Source organism: Gluconacetobacter entanii, assembly GCF_013155425.1.
GTDB lineage: Bacteria > Pseudomonadota > Alphaproteobacteria > Acetobacterales > Acetobacteraceae > Novacetimonas > Novacetimonas entanii.
The window spans coordinates 41,472-65,624 of the sequence record NZ_JABJWD010000010.1 but is presented as its reverse complement, the minus strand read 5'-3'; the positions used below and the strand labels follow the sequence as shown (position 1 = coordinate 65,624).

Genomic DNA, 24,153 nt, shown 5'->3' with positions numbered 1-24,153 from the left:
CGTTCACCTGTCTATTTCACCAAACACCAGATCCAGCGAACCGATGATCGCAACCGCGTCGGCCAGCATGTGCCGCCGCGCCATCACGTCCATGGCCTGCAGGTGGGCGAACCCGGTGGGGCGAATCTTGCACCGGTAGGGACGGTTGCTGCCATCTGCGACCAGATAGACGCCGAATTCGCCCTTCGGGCTTTCGACGGCGGTATAGGTCGCGCCCGGCGGCACATGGTACCCTTCGGTAAACAGCTTGAAATGATGGATCAGGGCTTCCATCGAACGTTTCATCTCCCGCCTTGGCGGGGGGGCGATCTTGCGGTCCTGGACCTTGATCGGGCCGGGCTTCATCTGCGCAAGGCACTGCTCGACGATCTTCACGCTTTCGCGCATTTCCGCGACACGCACCAGATAGCGGTCATAGCAGTCGCCCTGGCGCGCCACCGGCACGTTGAACTCCACCTTGTCGTAATTGTCATAGGGCTGCGAACGCCGCAGGTCCCACGGCACGCCCGACGCACGCAGGCATGGCCCGCTGAACCCCCAGGCCAGCGCCTGTTCGCTGGTGAAGACGCCAATGCCGACCGTGCGCTGTTTCCAGATGCGGTTGTTGGTCAGCAGGGATTCAAGGTCGTCGATCCAGCGCGGGAATTCGGTCGTCCACTGGGCGATGCGCTCCTCCAGCCCGGCAGGCAGGTCGCGCGCGACGCCACCGGGGCGGAAGTAATTGGCATGGAAGCGCGCGCCCGATGCGGCCTCGTAAAACTCCAGCAGCTTTTCGCGTTCCTCATACCCCCACAGGGCGGGGGTCAGCGCGCCGCAGTCCAGACCAAAGGAGGTCAGGTTGAGGATATGGTTCAGGATGCGCGTGATTTCCGCGAACATGACGCGAATCCATTTCGCGCGATCCGGGATTTCAATGTTCAGCAGCTTTTCCGTCGCCAGCGCGAAGGCCTGCTCCTCACACATGGGGGAGACGTAGTCGAGCCGGTCGAAATACGGCAGCGCCTTGGGATAGGTCTTGTATTCAATCAGCTTTTCCGTGCCACGGTGCAACAGCCCGACATGCGGGATGGCGCGGGTGACAACCTCGCCCTCCATCTCCAGGATCAGGCGCAGCACGCCATGGGCGGACGGATGCTGGGGACCGAAATTCAGCGCGTGCGAGTCGATTTCCACAACATGCTTGCGGACGTCGCCATCGCTTTCCTCCGGCAGCAGCGCCTCAGGAATGTTCGGGTCCAGGGTCACATCACTCATCGTTCGGTTTCCCTTATTCCTGGCGCTTGATGTTCTGGCGGAACGCATGCGCCTTCTCGTCACCGGGCAGGGTCAGGATGCCCTCCCACGGGGATTCAAAGTCGAAATTGCGGAAGTCCTGCTTAAGCTGCACCGGCTCATAGACCACCTGCCGCCGTTCCTCGTCGTAACGGGTCTCGACATAGCCGGTCAGCGGGAAGTCCTTGCGCAGCGGATATCCCTCGAACCCGTAATCGGTCAGGATACGCCGCAGGTCGGGCTGGTCAGAGAACAGGATGCCGAACAGGTCGTAGCATTCACGTTCCCACCAGGTCGCCGATGGCCACAACTGATGCACCGACGCGACAGGCTGCGTCTCGTCCGTGGTCACGATGACGCGGATGCGGTGGTTATGCGTGACCGACAGCAGGTTGTAGACGACGTCGAAACGTTCCGCCCGGTCGGGATAATCCACGCCGCACAGGTCCATCATCTGCTCGCACGAGTAGCGCGGATCATCGCGCAGCATCCCCATGATCGCCAGCAGGTAGGGCCGCGTCGTGCGCACCACGAGTTCCCCGCCCTCGATCCCGGCGGAAATGACGCCCGGCACGGTGGTGGACAGCGTGAACGCCACCGATCCCAGCGATGCCTGCGCCTGCGTCTGCACCGCAGGCAGGGTGTTGGAGGATTCAGCCACGGAGAATCGTCCCTGTCCTGCGGATTTTCTTCTGAAGCTGGAGGATGCCGTAGATCAGCGCCTCCGCCGTGGGGGGACAGCCGGGGACATAGACATCCACCGGCACGATCCGGTCACAGCCACGCACCACGGAATAGGAATAATGGTAATACCCGCCCCCGTTGGCGCAGGACCCCATGGAAATGACCCAGCGCGGTTCGGCCATCTGGTCGTACACACGGCGCAGGGCCGGGGCCATCTTGTTCGTCAGTGTCCCCGCGACGATCATCACGTCCGACTGCCGTGGCGACCCGCGCGGGATGATGCCCATGCGGTCAAGGTCGTAACGCGGCATGTAGGCGTGGATCATTTCCACCGCGCAACAGGCCAGGCCAAAGGACATCGGCCACAGGCTGCCGGTGCGGCCCCAGTTCACGATCTTGTCGAGGCTGGCGACGACAAACCCCTTTTCGGTGATCTCGCCCGTGACGCCACGGATGACGGCGTCCTGTTCCGGTCCCGGCGGCAGCATGTCGCGATTCCACGCGATGCTGTCGGACGGGCGGCCCTGCCCTGATGAATTGCTGCTCATGCTTCCTGTCTCCTTCCCTGCTGCCTCAATCCCACTCCAGCGCGCCCTTGCACCATTCGTAGATGAAGCCGACCGTGAGGACCGCCAGGAAGCCCATCATCGACAGGAACCCGAACCATCCGATCCGCGACAGGCTGACCGCCCAGGGGAACAGGAAGGCCACCTCCAGGTCGAAAATAATGAACAGGATCGCCACAAGATAAAAACGCACGTCAAACCGCCGCCGCGTGTCATCGAACGGCTCGAAACCGCATTCATATGCGGATGTCTTTTCCGAATACGGTTTCTGCCAGCCGAAAAGCAGCGAACTTCCCAGCATGGCGCCCGCGATTACAACCGCGATCGCACCGAATATCAGTACAGGGAAATAATCCGCGATGACGGAATGCATGGCCCACGTCCCCAACCTTGTTGATTGAACCATCCGTGTCTTGAGCGACTTCTGTATGGCTGGGGCGAAGTTAGACACAAACTCCCATGGCCGAACAGACGGTTACCCTGCACCCGGGCGGGAACATTACCGTGATGTTAGGAAATACCGCAGAAATACAGTCATTGCGCCCGCATTACTTGTCGGGAACTTTTTGTTGTCTTCATATTTCTGTGTTCGGGAATTTTCGGCGGAAACACACGCCAAAAGGCCACACGCGGCCCCCCGCGCCACATGCCGGGGCGGGTCAGGAACGCTATATTTTCCGTGTGGGGGAATGGCGCGAGTGACGGGGCTCGAACCCGCGACCTCCGGCGTGACAGGCCGGCGCTCTAACCAACTGAGCTACACCCGCGCAGGGTGTGGAAGGATCTCTACCGATCCATCCGGATGACGTCAACAGGGGATGACATCTGAAAGTGACCTGATCGCAGGACCATTGCCACAGGGCGCAATGACGGGATCGGGCTGGATATCATGCAGTGCACTGCATGGTGGGCGATGACGGGATCGAACCGCCGACCCTCTCGGTGTAAACGAGACGCTCTACCGCTGAGCTAATCGCCCCTGTAATCGCATCAAACAATCGCATCAAAACCGAGGGGCCGGTAATCCACTGTCGTGGACCAGCACCCCTCACCTGACGCAAGCTGCTTATTTGCTTACAGCTTCCTTCAGGTTCTTGCCAGGCTTGAATCGCACGGAGGTCGAAGCCGGGATATCGATCTCTTCACCCGTACGCGGGTTGCGGCCCTTGGCGGCCTTGCGGGTCGCGGTCACGAACGTACCGAAACCGACCAGACGAACTTCCTGCCCGTTGGACAGGGCCTTTTCGATCGCGCCGAACACAGCATCGACCACTTCGCCCGCCTTTGCCTTTGCCAGGTCGGCGTTCTCGGCGACAGCAGCAACGAGTTCCTGCTTGTTAAGTGGCTTCTCCATTTTACGCCTTTCTATGTAACTGACTGCGACCGCTTTATCACGCGTGCTTTTCGCGTCGCATTTTCTGCCTGCACTATGCCGCTGTTTTCTCTCACGTCAACCGAGGGATGGGCGGGAATGACCCACAAAATCGGTCATTCCCCCCTGCCATGACAATTTTGCTACGCTTGACAGGACGCCCGATCAGTGCGGTAGCGACGCCAGCGCCGGTTCGGAGGCAGGATTGGCGGGCACGCCCTCGGGCGGTTCCACCCATTCGATGGGCTCCGGTTCATGCACCAGCGCCTTGGCGATCACTTCATCCACGTGGGCGACGGGAATCACCTTCAGGTCCGCGGTCACGACCTTGGGGATTTCCACGAGGTCCTTTTCGTTATCCTTGGGGATGAAGACCGTGCGGATGCCCGCACGGTGCGCCGCCAGCAGCTTTTCCTTCAGGCCGCCGATGGGCAGCACGCGCCCGCGCAGCGTGATCTCCCCCGTCATGCCCACATCGCGACGCACCGGGATGCCGGTCATCACGCTGACGATGGACGTGGCCATGGCGATACCCGCCGACGGGCCATCCTTGGGTGTCGCACCTTCGGGCACGTGCACATGCAGGTCGCGCTTTTCAAACAGCGTCGGCTTGATGCCGAACGACACCGCCCTGCTGCGGACATAGGACAGCGCCGCCGCGACACTTTCCTTCATCACGTCGCCAAGCTTGCCCGTCAGCTTGATGTTGCCCTTGCCCGGCACCATCACGCTTTCGATGGTCAGGATCTCGCCCCCCACCTCGGTCCAGGCAAGGCCGGTGACAACACCGACCATGTCCTCGGCCTCGGTCTCGCCATGGCGGAAGCGCTTCACCCCGGCATATTTCTCGAGGTTGTCCTTCGTGATGGCGACCTTCTTGACCTTGCCCGTCACGATTTCCGTCACCGCCTTGCGTGCAAGGGTCGCGATCTCACGCTCCAGGTTACGCACGCCGGCTTCGCGGGTGTAGCTGCGCACGAGTTCAAGCAGCGCATCGTCACTGACCGACCATTCATCGGGCTTGAGGTTGTTGGCCTCGGTCTGCTTGGGCAGGAGGTGACGCTTCGCGATCTCGACCTTCTCGTCCTCGGTGTAGCCCGACAGGCGGATGATCTCCATGCGGTCCAGCAGTGGCTGGGGCATGTTCAGGCTGTTGGCCGTGGTGATGAACATCACGTCCGACAGGTCGTAATCCACCTCAAGATAATGATCGCCAAAGGTCGCGTTCTGCTCCGGATCCAGCACCTCGAGCAGGGCCGAGGACGGATCGCCGCGCCAGTCCGCGCCGAGTTTGTCGATCTCATCAAGCAGGAATAGTGGATTCGACGTCTTCGCCTTCTTCATGCCCTGGATGATCTTGCCGGGCATGGAGCCGATATAGGTCCGGCGATGGCCGCGGATTTCCGCCTCGTCACGCATCCCGCCCAGCGACATGCGGACATACTGCCGCCCCGTCGCCTTCGCGATCGAACGCGCAAGCGAGGTCTTGCCAACGCCCGGCGGCCCGACGAGGCACAGGATCGGCCCCTTGAGCTTCTGCGCGCGACTCTGCACCGCCAGATATTCAAGGATGCGTTCCTTGACCTTCTCCAGCCCGTAATGGTCGGTGTCGAGGATCTTTTCCGCCTCGGGCAGGTTGTGGCGCACCTTGGAACGCTTTTTCCACGGGATGCCCAGCAGCCAGTCGAGGTAGTTGCGCACCACCGTCGATTCGGCGGACATCGGGCTCATGGTCCGCAGCTTCTTCAGTTCCGCCACGGCCTTGTCGCGGGCTTCCTTGCTCAGCTTGGTCTTGGCGATCTTTTCCTCAAGCTCGGCGGTCTCGTCCTTGCCGTCCTCGCCTTCGCCAAGTTCCTTCTGGATCGCCTTGAGCTGCTCGTTCAGGTAGTACTCGCGCTGCGTCTTTTCCATCTGCCGCTTGACGCGGTTGCGGATGCGCTTTTCCACCTGCAGGACACCGATCTCGGCCTCCATGTGGGCAAAGACCCGCTCCAGACGCGCATTGACGTCCTGGATTTCAAGGATTTCCTGCTTTTCGGAAATCTTGAGGTTCAGGTGGCTGGCAATCGTGTCCGCCAGCTTCGACAGGTTGTCGATCTGGTTGAGGGAGACGAGCACCTCCGGCGCGATCTTCTTGTTCAGCTTTATATACTGCTCAAACTGGGAGATGATCGTGCGGCCCAGCGCCTCGGCTTCCTTGCCGTCGGTTTCCTCCTCGGCCACTTCCTCGATCTCGGCCTCGAAATGGCCGTCGATCTCGTGCAGCGTGGAAATGCGCGCGCGACGGCCACCTTCCACCAGCACCTTGACCGTCCCGTCAGGCAGCTTCAGCAACTGCAGGATCGTGGAAACCGTGCCATAACGGTAGATGTCATCGACGGACGGATCATCCTGCGAGGCATTCTTCTGCGCCACCAGCAGGATCTGCTTGTCATTCTTCGTGACCGCTTCCAGCGCGCGGACGGATTTTTCCCGTCCGACGAACAGCGGTACGATCATATGGGGGAAAACCACGATATCACGCAGCGGAAGGACCGCCATCGTGTCCTTCTCACGCGGGGTGATGTCCTGGTCTTCGTGGGACGACACCGATACCGGCACTTTCTTTTCCGTGTTTTCGGGGGTGCCCGGCACCTGGTCCACTCTTTCGGATTCAGACATGTAACTTGACCTCCTGATGGACGATCCCGGGTCCACACCCGACACGCGGCCTGCGGACCCGTAACACCGCACATGCGGTGACCTGATGAGTCATGTTGTCACTTGCCTTCACTGACACAAGTGAGCGAAGGGCAAATGACATGCATCATCAAAGATGAAAAAGCTTTACCAAGAGCGTACGGCGCCGCAATCAGGCGGACTGCTCTTCCGGTTCGGCCTTGCCATAGACATAGACCGGCGGGGCCTTGTTTTCCGCCGCGTCCTTGTTGACCACGACCTCCTCGACATTCTTCAGGCCCGGAAGGTCAAACATCGTCGACAGCAATATGCTCTCCAGAATCGCGCGCAGGCCGCGCGCACCGGTGCGGCGCGCGATGGCACGCTGCGCGATCGCACTCAGCGCATCCTCGGAGAAGGTCAGCTTCACGTCTTCCATCTGGAACAGGCGCGCATACTGCTTGACCAGCGCGTTCTTGGGCTTGGTCAGGATCTCGATCAGCGCGGCCTCGTCCAGATCCTCCAGCGTCGCAAGGACCGGCAGGCGGCCGATAAACTCGGGGATCAGGCCGAACTTCAGCAGGTCCTCAGGCTCGATATCGCGCAGGATCGCACCCGTGCGACGGTCATCGGGGGACTGCACATCCGCGCCGAACCCGATTCCCGATCCCTTGCCACGCGCGCTGATGATCTTGTCGAGGCCCGCGAACGCGCCGCCGCAGATGAACAGCATGTTGGTCGTGTCCACCTGCAGGAATTCCTGCTGCGGGTGCTTGCGCCCGCCCTGCGGCGGGACGGAGGCGACGGTCCCTTCCATGATCTTCAGCAGCGCCTGCTGCACACCCTCGCCACTGACGTCGCGGGTGATGGAGGGGTTGTCGGACTTGCGCGAGATCTTGTCGATCTCGTCGATATAGACGATGCCGCGCTGCGCCTTCTCCACGTTGTAGTCGGCGGCCTGCAGCAGCTTGAGGATAATGTTCTCCACATCCTCGCCCACATAACCGGCTTCGGTCAGGGTGGTGGCGTCAGCCATGGTGAACGGCACATCAAGGATCCGCGCCAGCGTCTGCGCCAGCAGCGTCTTGCCCGACCCGGTCGGACCGATCAGCATGATGTTCGACTTCGCGATCTCGACGTCGTTGTTCTTCTGGCTGTGGGCCAGGCGCTTGTAATGGTTGTGGACCGCGACCGACAGCACCTTCTTGGCGTGCATCTGCCCGATGACATAGTCGTCGAGGATATTGCAGATCTCACGCGGGGTCGGCACGCCATCGCGCGACTTCACCAGGTGCGTCTTGTGCTCCTCGCGGATGATATCCATGCACAGTTCGACGCATTCATCGCAAATGAACACGGTGGGACCGGCGATGAGCTTCCGGACCTCGTGCTGGGACTTGCCGCAGAACGAGCAATAAAGGGTATTTTTGGAATCGCCGGATTTGTTGTTCATAACCGCTCCTATTCCCCCGCAAGGGAGAACCTGTCCATTCCCGACGACCGGAACCTGCCACCCGTTTCCGGTACGCCGCAGCCTGCCTGGTCGCCTGAGGATGGGGAACGCACGCCGCGCGCTGGCTCCCCTTCCCCGCATATCACAAGATCCCGCCCCTGCGTCATGCGTTGCCTGCGACGCAGCCGGGGTCTTTCATCCTGCCCACCGGGCACGGGCACCCGCGCGACCTGCGCATCATGCCCCATGCCCGCCGGGCATCAGTCGGCGGCCTTTTCGGCAGCATGGTTGCGCACGACTTCGTCAACGATGCCGAACGCACGGGCTTCTTCCGCCGACATGTAGCTGTCACGTTCCAGCTTCTGCTCGATTTCCTCAAGCGTGCGGCCGGTGTGGGTTTCATAGATCTCGTTCAGGCGCTTGCGGATGGTCAGGATTTCCGTCGCCTGGATCTCGATGTCGCTGGCCTGCCCCTGCGCGCCGCCGGACGGCTGGTGCACCATCACGCGGGAATTGGGCAGCGCGAAACGGCGTCCCTTCTCCCCCCCTGCAAGCAGGAGCGAGCCCATCGACGCCGCCTGCCCGATGCACACGGTGCTGACGGGGCTGCGGATATACTGCATGGTATCATAAATCGCGAGACCAGCCGACACCACTCCGCCGGGGCTGTTGATGTAGAACGAGATTTCCTTCGTCGGGTTCACGCTTTCCAGATACAGAAGCTGCGCGGACACAACGGCGGACACCTGGTCGTACACAGGCCCGGTCAGAAAGATGATGCGCTCTTGCAGCAGGCGGGAATAGATATCGAATGCCCGCTCCCCGCGAGAGGTCTGCTCGACCACCATCGGCACAAGAGCATTATTGAAGATCTCGACGGGATTGCGATCCCTCATAGCCATATTCCCGATCCTGAAAAGCAAAGGCCCGACCTGCCCTGATTTTCTGGCGTGCATGGGCGCGCCATCAAAACGGAGCAGCCGGACCTTTCCCGGTTACTTATGACAAAATAGAGACAAACACGCCAGATACCACCCCATTGCCGTCATTTTAGACAATATGATGCGAACACGGCCTGCCTGACCCCATCACGAAGGTCGTTGGACACGCAAGAACCATATCCGATCCTTACGCGTCCTGCCGACATCCGCAAGACCTGAAACCGCGACCTCAGACGCTGGCTTCCGGCATTTCGGCCAGTTCCTCGGGCGTCACTTCCTTGTCCTCGACCTTCGCCAGTTCGACGATGTAGTCGATGACCTTGTTCTCGAAGATCGGGCCACGCAGGCTGTCGGCGGCCTGCGGGTTCTTGCCAAAGAACTCGAACACGGCCTGTTCCTGGCCGGGATAGCGCATGGCTTCGGCGCGGATGGCCTGCATCATCTCGTCCTGCGTGACGGTGATGTTGTTGACACGGCCGATTTCCGCCAGCAGCAGGCCCAGCTTCACGCGGCGTTCGGCAATCTTGCGATAGTCGGCGCGCAGCGTGTCCTCGTCCTTGTCCTTGTCCTCGTCATCGAGACGGCCGGCCTTGCGGTCTTCCTCGATACGGTTCCAGATCTGGGTAAATTCGGCGTCAACCATGCCCGGAGGCGCGTCGAACGCGGTCTTTTCCGCCAACTGGTCCAGCAGGTCGCGCTTCAGGCGCAGGCGCGAAAGCTGCTCGTATTCCTGTTCCACCTGCTTGGTGATCAGTTCACGGACCTGCTCCAGCCCCTCGAAGCCCAGCTTCTTGGCCAGTTCATCGTCGATCGCGGGTTCGACCGGACGCTTGAGTTCCTTCGCCTTGATATCGAAGGTGGCTTCCTTGCCGGCAAGGTTCTCGGCCTGGTAATCGGCCGGGAACGTGACGTGGATCACCTTTTCGTCACCGGCCTTCATGCCTTCAAGCTGCTCGGCGAAGCCGGGGATGAAGCCCGCGCCACCGATCTCGACATTCACGTCGTCGGCGGAACCGCCATCGAACGCGACACCGTCGATCTTGCCGACGAAATCAACCGTCAGGACGTCACCCTTTGCGGCGGGGCGGTCCTCGGTGATCTTCTCGAACTCACGCTGGCGGCTGGCAATTTCCTTCAGCGCCTTGTCGACCGTCTCCGCGTTGACAGCGGACTTCAGGCGCGTCAGCGACAGGGTGGACAGGTCGGGCACCGGGATTTCGGGCAGTACCTCGAACGCAAGCGTGTATTCGAGGTCGGCCTTGCTGTCGGGCTCCCCGCCGGAGACGATATCGACCTTCGGCTGCATCGCCGGGCGCAGGCCGCGCTCATCAAGCAGCGTGCGGGTCGCGTCGCCGACGACCTGTTCCAGGACTTCCCCCTGGACCTCGGTGCCGAAGCGCTGCTTGACGATGCTCAGCGGCACCTTGCCGGGACGGAACCCGGGCAGCTTCATGGACTGTCCAATTTCTTTCAGGCGCGCCGTGCGCTTGCTTTCAATTTCCTGCGCCGGAACCGTGACGGTAAAACCGCGCTTCAGGCCATCGGAAAGCGTTTCAGTAACCTGCATCTGCCAGGCCATCCTCTCGGTCAGAACGTATCAAAGAACGCAAGAGGCCGGTTGGGCCACCACGTCTGCTCGCATAACGCGAATTGCCGGGGTTTTTTGGTACGGGCGAAGGGACTTGAACCCCCACGACTTGCGTCACCAGAACCTAAATCTGGCGTGTCTACCAATTCCACCACGCCCGCACATTGCCCAAGCTACAAGCGCGCGGCTTTAGCGCAGAGTAGCCATGGGGGCAAGATGCGAACCCGAATAACGCCCTCTCAGCCCCGCTTTTTTTGCCCTTCCGCCTCGGCCTTTGCACGCGCGGCACCCAGATGGAGGTCGAACTGTTCCGCCACGGGCCACGGCCCCGCGCGCATCGCCGCCTCCCCATGCAGCCACACGGCAGCACACGCGCCTTCCCACGCGGGCATGCCCGCCGCCATCATGGTGGCGACGATCCCGGTCAGGGTATCGCCCGACCCCGCCGTGCCCAGCGCGGGCGTCGCATGGTCGTTGATCGCGGCCCGCCCGTCCGGGGCGGCGATGATCGTGTCCGGCCCCTTCATCACCACCACCGCGTCAATCAGGGCTGCCGCAGCACGGGCGGCGGCCAGGCGGTCCTCGCCCGGATGGCCGAACACGCGCGCGAACTCCCCGGCATGGGGGGTGACCACCGCCGCCCCGCGCAGGCGTCCGGGATCACCCGCCGCCATGGAAAACGCCCCGGCATCCGCCACGACCTGCCGCTTCGCCTCCACCAGCGTGGGAAAGACGGAGCCCACCTCCTCCACCGTCAGGCCGGGCCCGCAGACCCAGACCCTGCGCCGGGCATCGTGCAGCAGTTCGGGCAAGGGGGCGGAATCCACGATCAGCCCCGCCGGAGCCTGCATGCGGTACAGGTCCGCCGCCGCCCCCACCGCAAGCCGGACAAGCCCCGCGCCGCTGCCGCGCGCGCCCCCCGCCGAAAGCCGCGCCGCACCGGGCATCTGCGCGCCGCCGCAGATGCTGACCACGCCGCGGCTGTATTTATAACTCTCCATCCCGCAATGCGGCACCTGCCACAGGCCCGGCGCATTATGCCATGTACATACGCCCGCCTGCCCCACGACGCTTTCGGGGATGCCGATGTCCGCCACCTCGCACCGCCCGCACAGGCCGCGCCCCGGCAGCAGCAGGTGCCCCGGCTTGCGCCGGCAGAACGTCACCGTCAGTTCCGCCTGCGGGGCGTATCCACGCACTGCCCCGGTACCCCCATCCACCCCTGTGGGCATGTCAATGGCGACGACGCGGCGTGCCGCGCGCAGCACGTCCGCTACATTCCCTTCCACCGGGCGCGACAGGCCCGCGCCGAAGATCGCGTCGATCACAAGATCGAAATGTCCCACCTGCGCGGCCTCGAACGGCACCACCGGCCCGTCCCACAGCGCGGCGGCCGCGGCGGCATCGCCCCCCGGACGTGGCGGGGCAAGGGCGGCGATGCTGACGGGCCATCCCGCCTGCGCCAGACGCCGGGCGGCGACATACCCGTCGCCCCCGTTATTCCCCGGACCGCACAGCACAAGGACCCGGCACGGCCGCACATGGCGGCGCACCGCGCGTTCCACCGCGCGCCCGGCATGTTCCATCAACGTGCGAATCGGCACCTCGCGCGCGGCAAGGGCATCCACGCGGCCCATCTGCGCCGGATCGGGAAGCAGCAGTCGGTAAGCGGCGTCATTCATGATCGGTCCTCCCTGAAGCGGAACTGTAGGGCGAAAGCACGCGGACCGGGACCGCAGGATGGAAACGGGCCCCGAAATGCGGCCGGAAATATGCCCGGTGGCATGCAATATCTTGCATTATGAACGCGAAATCGGGAAACAACCGTGCATGCTTTCCCGATGGGCGCCATGACGGAGACGCATTCGCCCATCCCATCGTTTTCCAAAACCGGAGGCGTCATGTCCCACTCCATCATCTGGAGCCTTGTGCTCGCCGTTCACCTTCTTGGCATGGCCGCATGGGTGGGCGGCATGATCTATGCCGTGTTCGTCCTCAAGCCGAGTCTCGGCCTGCTTGACCCCACCCCGCGTGCATCCGTCCACCTGCAGACACTCAACCGCTTCTTCCGCATCGTCTGGCACACCATGCCGATGGTGCTGGTGACCGGGTGGCTGATGATCTTCCACGAAGGGGGCTTTGCCGCCATCCCGTGGCAGATCAACCTGATGCAGCTACTTGGCCTGATGATGGCGCTGATCTTCGCGCGGATCTATTTCGGCCCCTACCAGAAGGTGCGCCGCGCACTGCGTCCGCAGCCCGCCATGTTCGATTCGATCCGTTCGCAGATCCTCATCAATATCGGCCTTGGCGTGCTGACCATCGTGGCCGCGTCGCTGGCCCATCCGTTCTGATGTCATGAAAATGCCCGTGACTGATACACGGGCGCACCGACATCCTTGATTTTCATACGGGATGCGGATAGGCAGGGGACGTGTGGAATCGAGGGATTCGCCCTTGGTCCACAGGCCCCTGCGTTGCTGCAGGCGATCAGGCGCGGTAACCTGATAGGCGGTATGGTAGCAATCCGGACGGGACCTCACCACTGACACGTTCGAGAGAATTTTGAGCGCCAAGAAGAACACAACATCCGCTCGGGCCGGTTCCGCCAAGGCGGGGCAGCGCGCTGCCGCGACGGCAGGCGACATCATGCCGATATCCGATATTGAAATCGTTACTCCCCCGGAAACGGAAGACGCGCCACAGCCGCTGTTTTCCGAACTGGGCCTGTCCGCGCCGATCCAGCAGGCGATCGAGGAGATGGGATATCGCCATCCCACGCCCATCCAGGCGCAGGCGATCCCCTATGTCCTGATGGGGCGCGATGTCCTTGGCGTGGCGCAGACGGGCACGGGCAAGACCGCGTCCTTCACCCTGCCCATGCTGGAGATCCTGTCCGGGTCACGCGCCCGCGCCCGCATGCCGCGTTCGCTCATCCTGGAGCCGACGCGTGAACTCGCGCTGCAGGTGGCGGAAAATTTCGTCAATTATGGCAAGCACCTCAAGCTGACCCACGCGCTGCTGATCGGTGGCGAAAGCATGGCGGAGCAGAAAGAGGTCCTCAACCGTGGCGTCGATGTGCTGATCGCGACGCCGGGCCGCCTGATCGACCTGTTCGAACGTGGCGGGCTTCTGCTGACGCAGACAAAGCTGCTGGTCATCGACGAGGCCGACCGCATGCTCGACATGGGGTTCATCCCCGATATCGAGAAGATCGTCAGCATGCTTTCGCCACTGCGCCAGACGCTGTTCTTCTCCGCCACGATGGCCCCGGAAATCCGCCGCCTTGCGGACATGTTCCTGCACAATCCCAAGGAAATCACCGTCAGCCGTCCCTCCTCCGTCGCCTCGACCATCGAGACTGGTCTGGTGATCGTCGAGGAGGACGACAAGCGCCGCGCCCTGCGCAAGCTGCTGCGTGAGAGCGACATGCAGAACGCGATCGTCTTCTGCAATCGCAAGCGTGACGTCGATGTCCTGTGCAAATCCCTCATCAAGCACGGATTCTCCGCCGGTGCGCTGCATGGCGACCTGCCGCAGTCGGTGCGTTTCTCCACGCTGGAGGCGTTCAAGTCGGGCGAACTGAAGATCCTCGTCTGCTCCGACATTGCCGCGCGCGGGATCGACATCGGTGGCCTGTCGCATGTCTTCAATTTCGACCTGCCGTTCCATGCGGAGGATTACGTCCACCGCATCGGCCGCACGGGCCGCGCGGGCCGTACCGGCCATGCCTACAGCCTTGCCACGCCCTATGAACAGCCACTGGCCGAGGCGATCGAAAAGCTGACCGGCAAGCCGATCACGCGGCTGGAGGTCAAGGGAATCGACCAGGCGGAATGGTCCGACGAACCGCGCCCACGTGGGCGCAAGCGTGGGGCCAAACCGGCGGAACAGCGCACGGCCGCACCCGCCGCCCCTGCCCCGCGCAAGCCCGCAGCCGAATCGCGCAAGGCCGCGACACCGGCCGCCCCGCCGCCTGCGCGCCGTGCTGCCGCCCCCGCCGCGACTCCTGCGCGCGAAGATCACGGCAGCGACCGGGTCCAGACCGGGTTTGGTGGCGACATCCCGGCCTTCATGCTGCTTCCCCGCCGCACGACGCCCGTCGTGCCCGCGCCCGAGGATGAAAACCGGTCGGACTGACCCGAAAGACTTTGCCCGTGTCTGAAATCATGCAGGTTCATATCGATGCCCTTGGCGCGGAAGGGCACGGTCTTGCACGCCTGCCTGATGGCGCGCCCCTGTTCGTGGCAGGCACCCTTCCCGGGGAGGATGTCACCATCATCCCGACGGGTGACGGCAGGGGGCAACTGGAAACGGTGATCCATCCCAGTGCCGACCGGGTTGCCCCGGTCTGTAACCTGTTCGGGCAATGCGGCGGGTGTTCCGTCCAGTACATGTCCCTGCCCCTGTCCCTGCGGTGGAAGACGGACACGGTCCTGCGCGCCCTGCACGCCGCAGGGTACGCGGATCCGGTGCCCGTCACGTCATGGCAGGGTGCGCCCATGACCCGGCGGCGGGTGGACCTTGCCTTCGCCCGTGCGGAACAGGGCATCATACTCGGACTGCATCGCAGGCGTGGCGCGGTCGTGGACATGACGCAGTGCCATGTTCTGGAACCCGCGCTGTTCGCGCTGCTTGCCCCGCTGCGGCAGATGCTGCACTCGCTGCCTGCGGTGCGGCGTGGGGGCGACCTGCAGATCAACATGCTCGACAGCGGACCGGACCTGCTGCTCGCTACCGACGGGCCGCCAGGTCCCGACGACCGCCGGATTCTGGCGCAGTTCGCGGGCACGCACCGTATCCCGAGGATTTCATGGCGCCCTCCTGGCAGCCATGACACCCCCGAAACCGCGGCGCAGACGGCAGGCGTGTGGCACGAATTCTGTGGTGTGCGCACGGCCCCGCCCCCGGGTGCCTTCCTCCAGCCCAGTCGGGCGGGCGAGGATGCAATCCGTCAGGCGGTCCTTGACGCCCTGCCGACCAAGCGGATCAGGGGCGACATCATCGAACTTTATGCCGGATGTGGCACACTGTCCTTCGTACTGGCCGAACGGGCGCGGGTCATGGCGTATGAAGGGGATGCGGCGGCGTTTGCCTGCCTGAAGCAGGCCAGTGGCGGCACGCGGGTGCAGGCGTTCCACAATGACCTCAACCGCCAGCCGGTCATGGGCACGACCCTTGCCAAGGCCGGCGCGGTCGTGCTGGACCCGCCCCATGCCGGGGCAGGTGCGCAGTTGCAGCAGATCATCGACGGCAAGCCGCTGCGTGTCATCTATGTCAGTTGCAACCCCACGGCTCTGCGGCGCGACGCGGCGAGCCTGCTGCAGGCAGGATACAGGCTGGAACGTGTCACGGTCATCGACCAGTTCCTGTGGTCCACCGAGGTGGAAAGCGTCTGCCTGTTCACCCGTCCGCCCCCGCCACGTCGGCGTTGAGGAATATTTTCCGGAGCAGATAAAAGTTTCTGGTGAAGCTTTTTCCAAAAAGCTTCACCAGAAACCGCCGCCTTTTAAAAAAGGCGGCCTCAAAAACATCGATTCTTTACCCGGTCATTCAGACGTGGAAGCTTTCGCCGCAACCACAGCGCCCCTTTTCATTGGGGTTGGAAAAGGTAAAGCCGGATTCAAGCTGCTTGACCTCGTAATCCATCACCGAACCGATCAGGAACAGCGTCGCCTTGCGGTCCACCAGCACGGTCACGCCATGGTCGCGGACAACTTCGTCCCCCGGCCCCGCCTCGTCCACGAAAGACATGTCATAGGCATGGCCTGAACAGCCCTTGGTTGAAATGGCGATCCGCAGCAACTGCCCGGCATGGGCATTGGCGTAGAGCGAGGCAAGACGTTTCGCCGCACGCTCCGTCAGGGTCATCAGCGGCGGCAGTTCACGGCGCGCGGGCGACGTGGCGGAGGCAGCAGCATCGGTATGCGTTGTCATGGCTGTATTTCCCCGTGGATCAGAACATGTTCAGGGTCAGGCGGGCATCCTCGCTCATGCGCGACATGTCCCACGGCGGATCCCACACGATCTCCACCGTGGCGGTGCTGACCCTGTCAATTTTTTCGACCGCTTCCTTCACCTGCGCCGGAAGTTCCTGCGCACTGGGACAGTTGGGGGCCGTCAGCGTCATTTCAATCTTGACGGTGCCGTCATCATGCAGGTCGATGGCGTAAATCAGCCCCAGTTCATAGATGTTGACCGGGATTTCCGGGTCATAGACCGTCGCAATCGCCTCGATCACCGCATCTTCCGATACCATGCCGTCGGCCGCAGGGGCGACAGGCTGTGCGCCATCGGGGGTCCAGACGGACATGACGTCGCCCTCCTTCGCAGGGGCATGCCCTTCCTCCAGCGAGAAAGAGGCAGGCTCCTTCGCCTCCTGCTGTTCCGGGGCGGATCGCGTATCGTCGGATTTCACTTCCATGACGCTTTACCTGTCTTTCAAATCATTCAGCATGGCATTCAGTGCGGTCCACGGCAGGGTCGCGCAGCGAATGCGCGAACGATGCTGGTGCAGGGGGGCGAACACCGCGAGGTCCCCTGCCCCCTCGGCAGGCTGTCCGGTTTTCAGCATGGTCTCGAACACGGTGCCCAGTTCCGCCACCTGTGCGGCGTCATGCCCGGTGACATGTTCGGCCATCAGGTCCGCCGACGCCGCACATATGGCACAGCCACGGGTTTCATGGCGCACGGCGGCAATCCGGCCCTCCGGCGTCATCGACGCCGTCAGTCGCACCCGATCACCACAGAGCGGATTCGTCCCCTCGCCCTGTGCCTGCGCATCCGCCACCTGTCCACCAAACATGGGCGCGCGGGCGCGTTCGACAACCAGACGACGGTAAAGATCCCCCTGTGTCATTGACTCCCCTGCCTCATCGCACCCTCACACAAAGAACTTGCGAATCTGTTCAAGGGTCCGCGCAAGGACGTCGATTTCCTCCCGCGTGGTGTAGATCCCGAAACTGGCCCTTGCCGTCGCACTCAGCCCCATCCGGCGCATCAGCGGTTCGGCGCAGTGATGGCCCGCCCGCACGGCGATGCCGTTACGGTCCAGCAGCGTCGCGATGTCATGGGGATGGACGTCATCCATCGTAAAGGAAATGACGCCACCCCGGTCCCGTGCCGTGCCGACGAAATTCAGGCCCGTGACCTCGCCCAGACGTCCCAGCGCATGCTCCGTCAGCGCCGCCTCATGCGCGCCGATCGCAGCAAAGCCGATGGCCTCGATATAGGACAGCGCCGCGCCAAGGCCGATGACCTCCACAATGGCGGGGGTTCCGGCCTCGAACTTGTGCGGGACCGGCGCCCATGTCGATTTCTCGAACGTGACGGAGGAGATCATGTCACCGCCCCCCATGAAGGGCGGCATCGCCTCCAGCAGTTCACGCCGCGCCCACAGGAACCCGATTCCGGTCGGCCCGTACAGCTTGTGCCCGGTCACGACATAGAAATCGGCGTCGAGGGCCTGCACATCCACACGCCGGTGCACCGCAAGCTGGCTGCCATCGAACAGGACGCGCGCACCCGCCGCATGCGCCATGTCCGCAATGGCGCGGGCGTCGGTCACGGTGCCCAGCACGTTGGACATATGGGTGATCGCCACCAGCGCCACCCTGCCATCGGCCAGCAGGCTTGATAGCGAGTCCATGTCCAGTTCGCCGCTGTCGGTCACGGCGGCGACGCGCAATTCGATCCCGGCACGATCACGCAGCATCTGCCACGGGACAAGGTTGGCGTGATGCTCCATTTCGGAAATCACGACCGCCTGCCCCGGCTTCAGCAGCGCGCCATAGGACTGCGCGACGAGGTTGATGGCCTCCGTGCTGTTGCGGGTGAACACGATTTCCTCGCGTCCCGCGGCATTGATGAAGGCCGCGACCTGATCGCGAACGGCCTCGTACGCCTCGGTCGTGCGTTCGCTCATCCAGTACAGGCCACGATGGATGTTCGCGTACTGCGTGCGCATCGTATCGGCCATCGCATCGATGACCTGACGCGGTTTCTGCGCCGATGCCGCACTGTCGAGGAAGACGAGCGGCTTTCCATGCACCTGCTGCGACAGGATCGGGAAATCGGCCCGCAGGTGCCGCAGGGCGTCGGCCGGGTCCACCGCCTGTACGAGGGTCTTGTCCATCACGCGTTCCTCTGGTTCCACCATGCCTCGACCGCAAGGTCGAGGCTGTCGCGCAGGCGCGTATCCTCCAGCAGGTGCACCACATCATGCAGGAAGGCACGGATCAGCATCGAACGCGCATCCGCCAGCGCGATGCCACGGCTGCGCAGGTAGAAAAGCTGGTCCGGGTCGATCGCACCCACCGTCGCGCCATGGCTGCACTTGACGTCATCGGCGTAGATCTCAAGTTCCGGCTTGGCGTCGATTTCCGCCGTATCCGACAGCAGGAGCGCCTGGTTCATCTGGTAGCCGTCGGTCTTCTGGGCGATGCGTTCCACGTGGATCTTACCCTGGAACACGCCGCGCGCATGACCCGCCAGCACATTCTTGACCGTCTGGCGCGATACGCAGTTGGGGGCGGCATGGGTGATGATGCTGCTCAGGTCGCCATGCTGCTTCCCGTCGAGCAGTTGCGCGCCATTGACATGCACGCAGGCCCGCTCGCCCAGCAGGGCGGCATGCACCTCATGCCGGCTCAGCGCCGCGCCAAGGGTCAGGTTGAAACTGTCATACAGCCCGTCTGACGCCACCTGCGCATGGGTCACGGCAATCTGTGACGCCTCCTGCCCTTCGGCCTGCAGGCGGGCATGGGTCAGGCGCGCGCCATCGGCCACCTGCACCTCGAACACGGGATTATGCAGGTAACTGCCCGTCCCGACCGCTGCCTCCAGCACCGCAAGGCGCGCGCCCGCACCGAGGATGATGCGATGGCGCGGATGGAAGGAAATGGGTGTCCCTTCCGCGCTGATCCCGATGCTGACCAGCAGCAGCGCACCGGCATCCACGCCCGCATCGACATGGATGACCGCGCCATCTTCCGCCATGACGGTGTTGAGCGTGGTGCCCACGTCGCCGCAGGGATCGATCCAGTCGGCAAAGGCAGGATGGGCGGCGAATGCCTCCACCCGCACGCCCTGCGGCAGCCGCGACAGCGCCGTATCAAGCCGCCCGTTGACCAGCACGATGCGCGACGTTCCCGCACCAAGGCCGGAGACGGTTTCCACCGTCGCCAGCAGGCGCGCGACTTCGCCTGCGTCCACCTGCGCCGGTGGTGTTGCGAACGGCACGTCGGCCAGCGTGCGAAGCGAGGTGTATTTCCATGCCTCCACGCCCGCGCGCGGCAGGCCCGCCTGCGTCAGGAACGCTGCCGCCGCACGGCGTTCGGGCAGGTCCCCTTTCCCCCGGCCGAGGAAGGCGCTCGCACTGATCCCGACCGGGGCGATGGCGTTCACGCCGCCTCCGCAAGGAACTTGGCGTAACCCTGGGCCTCCAGTTCGCGGGCCAGTTCGGGGCCGCCGCTGTGGATGATGCGCCCCTTGGCCATCACATGGATGCGGTCCGGCACGATGTAGTCGAGCAGGCGCTGGTGATGGGTGATGACAAGCGCCGAGAAATCGGGCGAACGCAGGGAATTCACGCCTTCGGCCACGATACGCAGCGCGTCGATGTCCAGCCCGCTGTCGGTTTCGTCAAGGATGGCGAAGGACGGCTGGAGCATGCGCATCTGCAGCACCTCGTTGCGCTTCTTCTCCCCGCCGGAAAAGCCGACATTGACGTTGCGCTTGAGCATGTCGTCGGACATGGACAGGTGCTTCGTCTCCTTGCGCACGGCCTTGAGGAAGCCGACGGCGTCAAGTTCCTCCTGCCCGCGGGCGCGGCGCACGGCGTTGACAGCAGTGCGCAGGAAGTTGGCGTTGTTCACGCCCGGCAGTTCCACCGGCGACTGGAACGCGAGGAACAGGCCAAGGGCCGCGCGCTCCTCCGGCTCGAGCGCCAGCAGGTCCTGCCCCTTGAACGATGCGCTCCCGCCCGTGACCTCGTAATCCTCCCGCCCGGCGAGGACATAGGACAGGGTGGACTTGCCCGACCCGTTCGGGCCCATGATGGCATGGACTTCGCCCGCGGGGATTTCCAGATCGACACCGCGCAGGATTTCCTTGGGCGTCCCGGCATCCGAAATACGGGCGCACAGGCCGTCGATCCTTACAAATTCGTTACTCACGTCTCTAATCCCTGTTCAACCGACGCTGCCTTCAAGGCTGATCTGCAGAAGCTTCTGCGCTTCCACGGCGAATTCCATCGGCAGTTCCTTGAGCACATCCTTGCAGAACCCGTTGACGATCAGGCCAACGGCGTCTTCTTCCGACAGGCCGCGCTGACGGCAGTAAAATAGCTGGTCCTCGGAAATCTTGGATGTGGTTGCTTCATGTTCGATGCTGGCGGACATGTTGCGGCTTTCGATATAGGGCACGGTATGCGCCCCGCAGCGATCCCCGATCAGCAGGCTGTCGCACTGCGTGAAGTTACGCCCGCCCGATGCCTTGGGCATCATGCGCACCAGCCCGCGATAGGTGCTGTCGGACTGTCCCGCGCTGATGGTCTTGGCGATGATGGTCGAACGCGTGTTGCGCCCGATATGGATCATCTTCGTGCCCGTATCGGCCTGCTGGTGGTTGTTCGTCACCGCCACGGAATAGAACTCCCCCACCGATCCTTCGCCCTGAAGGATGCATGACGGGTATTTCCATGTGATGGCGGAACCGGTTTCCACCTGCGTCCACGAAATCTTGGACCGCGCGCCACGGCATGCGCCGCGCTTGGTCACGAAGTTGTAGATGCCGCCGCGCCCGTTCTCGTCCCCCGGATACCAGTTCTGGACCGTGGAATACTTGATGGACGCATCCTCCATCGCCACAAGCTCGACCACGGCGGCGTGCAACTGGTTCTCGTCACGCATCGGCGCGGTGCAGCCCTCGAGGTAGGAGACGGAGGCCCCGTCCTCCACCACGATCAGGGTGCGCTCGAACTGCCCGGTGTTGCGGGCGTTGATGCGGAAATAGGTCGAAAGCTCCATCGGGCAGCGCACGCCCTTCGGCACGAACACGAACGACCCGTCGGTAAAGACGGCGGCATTCAGCGCGGCGTAGAAGTTGTCCGTCACCGGCACGACACTGCCGAGGTACTGCCGCACCAGTTCTGGATATTCCTGCACGGCCTCCGAAATGGGGCAGAAGATGACGCCCGCTTCCGACAGGGTCTTGCGGAAGGTGGTCGCGACCGACACGCTGTCGAACACGGCGTCCACCGCGACGGGGGGGCGCGCCTCCTCCCCCTCGGGCAGTTCCACACCGGCCAGCAGCGCCTGCTCATGCAGGGGGATGCCCAGCTTCTCGTAGGTGCGCAGCAGTTCGGGATCGACTTCCTCAAGGGATTTCGGGCCCGGCTTCTTCTTCGGCGCGGCGTAGTAATGCACGTCCTGGTAATCGATGGGCGGGTGATGCACCTTCGCCCATGTCGGCTCTTTCATCTCCAGCCATGAATGGTAGGCCTTCAGGCGCCATTGCAGCATCCACTCCGGCTCGTTCTTGCGGGTGGAAATCAGGCGGATGATGTCTTCGTTCAGGCCCTTTGGCGCGATATCCATCTCGATATCGGTCTCGAACCCCCATTTATAGGTGTTCTGGCCCAGCGTCTCGACGGTCTTGCGGGTCTCGGCAACTGCTGGCATCTGTCTTCACTCCTCCTTCAGGCCGTGGCCAGGGGGCCGAGGGCCGCGGACGGGGCATCGGGGCCTCGCCGGGATGTCACTGTATGGTTCTGCATGTCGGACAACGAAATGGACGACAGCGCCTGCAGGATCGCGCCGTTGACCGCATCCCATTGTCCCACCAGCCCGCATTTCGAACGCGCGTCGCATTCCCCGCCATCGACACAGGTCGTCAGCGAAATCGGCCCGTCGATCGCCTGGATCACCGCCGCGACCGAGATCTGCGACAGTGGCCGCGCAAGGCGATAGCCGCCACGTGCGCCGCGCTGCGAAATGACGATCCCCTGCGCGGCCAGCACCTTGAGCACCTTGGCGATGGTCGGTTCCGGGATCCCGGTGGAACGCGACAGCACGGGAGAGGTCGTGACGTCCTCTTTCTGTCCAAGACGGACCAGGGCCACGACGGCGTAATCGGTCAGTTTTGAAAGTTTCAGCATTCTGCCCTCCCGTACCCGCCACGTCCAACATTAAATGGACCAGACTGGTACTGATTTACTCAGTTCCAGATGAGACACCTGTCGCGGTTCGTCAAGTTCATTTGGCACATCATGATGCTTTCCTATCCGATGCCGGTGCCGAATATAAGCTGAAGTAGCACGGACAGGCCACATCCGGCCAGAAAACCGACCAGCGTCCCGTTGAAGCGTACATACTGAAGATCGCGCCCGACACGCAGTTCCAGCCGGTCGCTCAGGGCGTTCGCGTCCCACCCGGCCACGACCGAAGCAATAAAACGTGACATGCTGTCACGCAGGAACGGCAGGCTGCTGTTGACCATGCGCTGGGCCGCGTCATTGACGCGCTGGCGCATCTGCGCATCGTGGTACATCTGTTCCGACAGGCGGTGCAGCGCATCGCGGACGATGGATGCGGTCCATCCTTCCTCCCCCCTGGCGATGTCGCTTTCGATCACCTGCCGCAGGCGGTGCCAGATATCACCGCTCCATCCGCGGATGCTGTCATGTGACAGGACCCCCTTGATCGTGCCGGCCAGGTCGCGGCGGCGGTCGGCATCCTGCTCGATCCGGTCGATTTCCGCGCGGACCCAGGTGGTGAATCCTTCGCGCAGTTCGGAATTCTGCGGGTCGATCCGGTCAAGTTCCTCGCTCGCGGCGGTCAGGACCTTCGTGGCGATGGAGCCGCCAATGGCCCAGCCAAGAATGCGCCCGCCCTGTTCGCGCACGCGCTCCTCGATCATCTGGCGCAGGGAGTGTTCCTTGGACTTCAGCCCGTCCTTGAGCCGCATCAGCAGGAACGACAGCACCTCCTGGTGGCGGTCCCCATCGACAAGGGCGCGCATGCTGCGGATCATGATGGGGGCGATTTCCTCCCCCCCCAGCAGGCTGGGCACAAGGCGGGAGATCGCGTTGCTGGCGCGCCCGTCCTCCAGCCGGTCCAGCATGTGCGGCACCGCGCCGATGACCGCGCGGTTGACGGTGGACACGGTTTCGGGATCGCGCAGGATGTCGCCGATCACGCTGGGCAGGTCGATGCGCTGCATCGCCTTCGCCACGTCCTGTTCGGTAAAGACGTTGGTGGAGACGAACCGCCCCAGCGCCTGGGCCAGGCGTTCCTGCTGCGCGGGCAGGATGGCGGTATGCGGGATGGGCAGGCCCATGGGCCTGCGGAACAGGGCCGTGACCGCGAACCAGTCCGCCAGCCCGCCGACCACCCCGGCCTTCGCCCCCGAGCGCAGGACGTCAAGCCACGCATGGTCGGCCATCACCCCCGATGCCGGCAGGGCATAGCCCGCAACCGTCAGGCCCGCCATCCCGACCAACAGCCCGGTTGCCGACCATTTGTAACGCTGCAGGACACGCCAGGCGTCCCTGTCGGCTTGTGGAATGTTGTTCATGAACCTTTTGATACCATTATGTGTCCCCGGACCCAATACGCCGT

Annotated in this window: 22 protein-coding genes and 3 tRNA genes; 3 read left to right on the top strand and 22 right to left on the bottom strand. The window is 63.3% G+C overall.

All coding sequences use genetic code 11. From position 1 onward, the window contains the following. Positions 1-3: 3 nt before the first annotated feature. From HNH97_RS02760 to HNH97_RS02700, 13 genes are all read right to left on the bottom strand, one after another. Positions 4-1,254 (bottom strand): NADH-quinone oxidoreductase subunit D, encoded by a 1,251-nt coding sequence (locus tag HNH97_RS02760; RefSeq protein ID WP_110094244.1) that lies wholly within the window; start codon positions 1,252-1,254, stop codon positions 4-6. 13 nt (positions 1,255-1,267) lie between these two features. After that, positions 1,268-1,933 carry an NADH-quinone oxidoreductase subunit C gene (locus HNH97_RS02755; protein ID WP_233042992.1) on the bottom strand — a complete coding sequence of 222 codons (666 nt, stop codon included), beginning with the start codon at positions 1,931-1,933 and terminating at the stop codon, positions 1,268-1,270. Further along, complete coding sequence (locus tag HNH97_RS02750; RefSeq protein WP_110094243.1) at positions 1,926-2,504, bottom strand: NuoB/complex I 20 kDa subunit family protein; 579 nt, start codon at positions 2,502-2,504, stop codon at positions 1,926-1,928. The genes HNH97_RS02755 and HNH97_RS02750 overlap by 8 nt, the downstream gene beginning before the upstream one ends. Positions 2,505-2,529: 25 nt before the next feature. After that, complete coding sequence (locus HNH97_RS02745; RefSeq protein WP_110526121.1) at positions 2,530-2,895, bottom strand: NADH-quinone oxidoreductase subunit A; 366 nt, start codon at positions 2,893-2,895, stop codon at positions 2,530-2,532. Positions 2,896-3,212: 317 nt separating this feature from the next. Next, positions 3,213-3,289, bottom strand: a tRNA-Asp gene (locus HNH97_RS02740). 137 nt (positions 3,290-3,426) lie between these two features. Then, positions 3,427-3,501 (bottom strand) — tRNA-Val (locus HNH97_RS02735). A gap of 87 nt (positions 3,502-3,588) precedes the next feature. Next, positions 3,589-3,891 (bottom strand): HU family DNA-binding protein, encoded by a 303-nt coding sequence (locus HNH97_RS02730; RefSeq protein ID WP_265145679.1) that lies wholly within the window; start codon positions 3,889-3,891, stop codon positions 3,589-3,591. A gap of 168 nt (positions 3,892-4,059) precedes the next feature. Next, on the bottom strand, positions 4,060-6,555 hold the full coding sequence (lon, locus tag HNH97_RS02725) for an endopeptidase La (RefSeq protein ID WP_171789784.1): 2,496 nt from the start codon (positions 6,553-6,555) through the stop codon (positions 4,060-4,062). A gap of 190 nt (positions 6,556-6,745) precedes the next feature. Further along, positions 6,746-8,005 (bottom strand): ATP-dependent Clp protease ATP-binding subunit ClpX, encoded by a 1,260-nt coding sequence (gene clpX, locus HNH97_RS02720; protein WP_110913003.1) that lies wholly within the window; start codon positions 8,003-8,005, stop codon positions 6,746-6,748. A gap of 260 nt (positions 8,006-8,265) precedes the next feature. After that, complete coding sequence (locus HNH97_RS02715) at positions 8,266-8,901, bottom strand: ATP-dependent Clp protease proteolytic subunit (protein ID WP_110913005.1); 636 nt, start codon at positions 8,899-8,901, stop codon at positions 8,266-8,268. A gap of 274 nt (positions 8,902-9,175) precedes the next feature. Then, the gene (gene tig, locus HNH97_RS02710; RefSeq protein WP_110913059.1) at positions 9,176-10,513 is read right to left on the bottom strand and encodes a trigger factor; all 1,338 of its coding nucleotides are present in this window, start codon (positions 10,511-10,513) and stop codon (positions 9,176-9,178) included. A gap of 97 nt (positions 10,514-10,610) precedes the next feature. Continuing rightward, a tRNA-Leu gene (locus tag HNH97_RS02705) sits at positions 10,611-10,695 on the bottom strand. Between the two features lie 78 nt (positions 10,696-10,773). Beyond that, positions 10,774-12,216 carry an NAD(P)H-hydrate dehydratase gene (locus HNH97_RS02700; protein ID WP_171789783.1) on the bottom strand — a complete coding sequence of 481 codons (1,443 nt, stop codon included), beginning with the start codon at positions 12,214-12,216 and terminating at the stop codon, positions 10,774-10,776. A gap of 219 nt (positions 12,217-12,435) precedes the next feature. Here HNH97_RS02700 and HNH97_RS02695 point away from each other — a divergent pair, with 219 nt between their 5' ends. The 3 genes from HNH97_RS02695 to HNH97_RS02685 all read left to right on the top strand — a co-directional run bounded on the left by HNH97_RS02695 (position 12,436) and on the right by HNH97_RS02685 (position 15,969). Further along, on the top strand, positions 12,436-12,888 hold the full coding sequence (locus HNH97_RS02695; RefSeq protein WP_171789782.1) for a CopD family protein: 453 nt from the start codon (positions 12,436-12,438) through the stop codon (positions 12,886-12,888). Positions 12,889-13,099: 211 nt separating this feature from the next. Beyond that, the gene (locus tag HNH97_RS02690; protein ID WP_171789781.1) at positions 13,100-14,674 is read left to right on the top strand and encodes a DEAD/DEAH box helicase; all 1,575 of its coding nucleotides are present in this window, start codon (positions 13,100-13,102) and stop codon (positions 14,672-14,674) included. Between the two features lie 29 nt (positions 14,675-14,703). After that, a complete protein-coding gene (locus HNH97_RS02685) occupies positions 14,704-15,969 on the top strand; it encodes a class I SAM-dependent RNA methyltransferase (RefSeq protein WP_171789803.1) in 1,266 nt (421 codons plus the stop codon). A gap of 118 nt (positions 15,970-16,087) precedes the next feature. Here HNH97_RS02685 and HNH97_RS02680 read toward each other — a convergent pair whose 3' ends face one another. From HNH97_RS02680 to HNH97_RS02640, 9 genes are all read right to left on the bottom strand, one after another. Continuing rightward, entirely contained in the window at positions 16,088-16,471 is a 384-nt protein-coding gene (locus tag HNH97_RS02680) for a HesB/IscA family protein (protein ID WP_110913008.1), read from the bottom strand. 19 nt (positions 16,472-16,490) lie between these two features. Continuing rightward, positions 16,491-16,958 (bottom strand): SUF system Fe-S cluster assembly protein, encoded by a 468-nt coding sequence (locus tag HNH97_RS02675; RefSeq protein WP_110913009.1) that lies wholly within the window; start codon positions 16,956-16,958, stop codon positions 16,491-16,493. Positions 16,959-16,964: 6 nt separating this feature from the next. Further along, entirely contained in the window at positions 16,965-17,393 is a 429-nt protein-coding gene (sufU, locus tag HNH97_RS02670) for a Fe-S cluster assembly sulfur transfer protein SufU (protein WP_171789780.1), read from the bottom strand. 24 nt (positions 17,394-17,417) lie between these two features. Next, a complete protein-coding gene (locus tag HNH97_RS02665) occupies positions 17,418-18,668 on the bottom strand; it encodes an aminotransferase class V-fold PLP-dependent enzyme (RefSeq protein ID WP_171789779.1) in 1,251 nt (416 codons plus the stop codon). Continuing rightward, positions 18,668-19,939 carry a Fe-S cluster assembly protein SufD gene (sufD, locus tag HNH97_RS02660; protein WP_171789778.1) on the bottom strand — a complete coding sequence of 424 codons (1,272 nt, stop codon included), beginning with the start codon at positions 19,937-19,939 and terminating at the stop codon, positions 18,668-18,670. The genes HNH97_RS02665 and sufD overlap by 1 nt, the downstream gene beginning before the upstream one ends. After that, positions 19,936-20,709, bottom strand: coding sequence for a Fe-S cluster assembly ATPase SufC (gene sufC / locus HNH97_RS02655; protein ID WP_110094230.1), 774 nt, complete (start codon positions 20,707-20,709; stop codon positions 19,936-19,938). The genes sufD and sufC overlap by 4 nt, the downstream gene beginning before the upstream one ends. Before the next feature lie 15 nt (positions 20,710-20,724). Beyond that, entirely contained in the window at positions 20,725-22,215 is a 1,491-nt protein-coding gene (gene sufB, locus HNH97_RS02650) for a Fe-S cluster assembly protein SufB (protein ID WP_110913014.1), read from the bottom strand. A 17-nt stretch (positions 22,216-22,232) separates the two neighbouring features. After that, complete coding sequence (locus HNH97_RS02645; RefSeq protein ID WP_171789777.1) at positions 22,233-22,691, bottom strand: SUF system Fe-S cluster assembly regulator; 459 nt, start codon at positions 22,689-22,691, stop codon at positions 22,233-22,235. Between the two features lie 122 nt (positions 22,692-22,813). Beyond that, positions 22,814-24,109: a DUF445 domain-containing protein gene (locus tag HNH97_RS02640; RefSeq protein ID WP_110913016.1), complete on the bottom strand. Its 1,296-nt coding sequence runs from the start codon at positions 24,107-24,109 to the stop codon at positions 22,814-22,816. Positions 24,110-24,153: the final 44 nt, after the last annotated feature.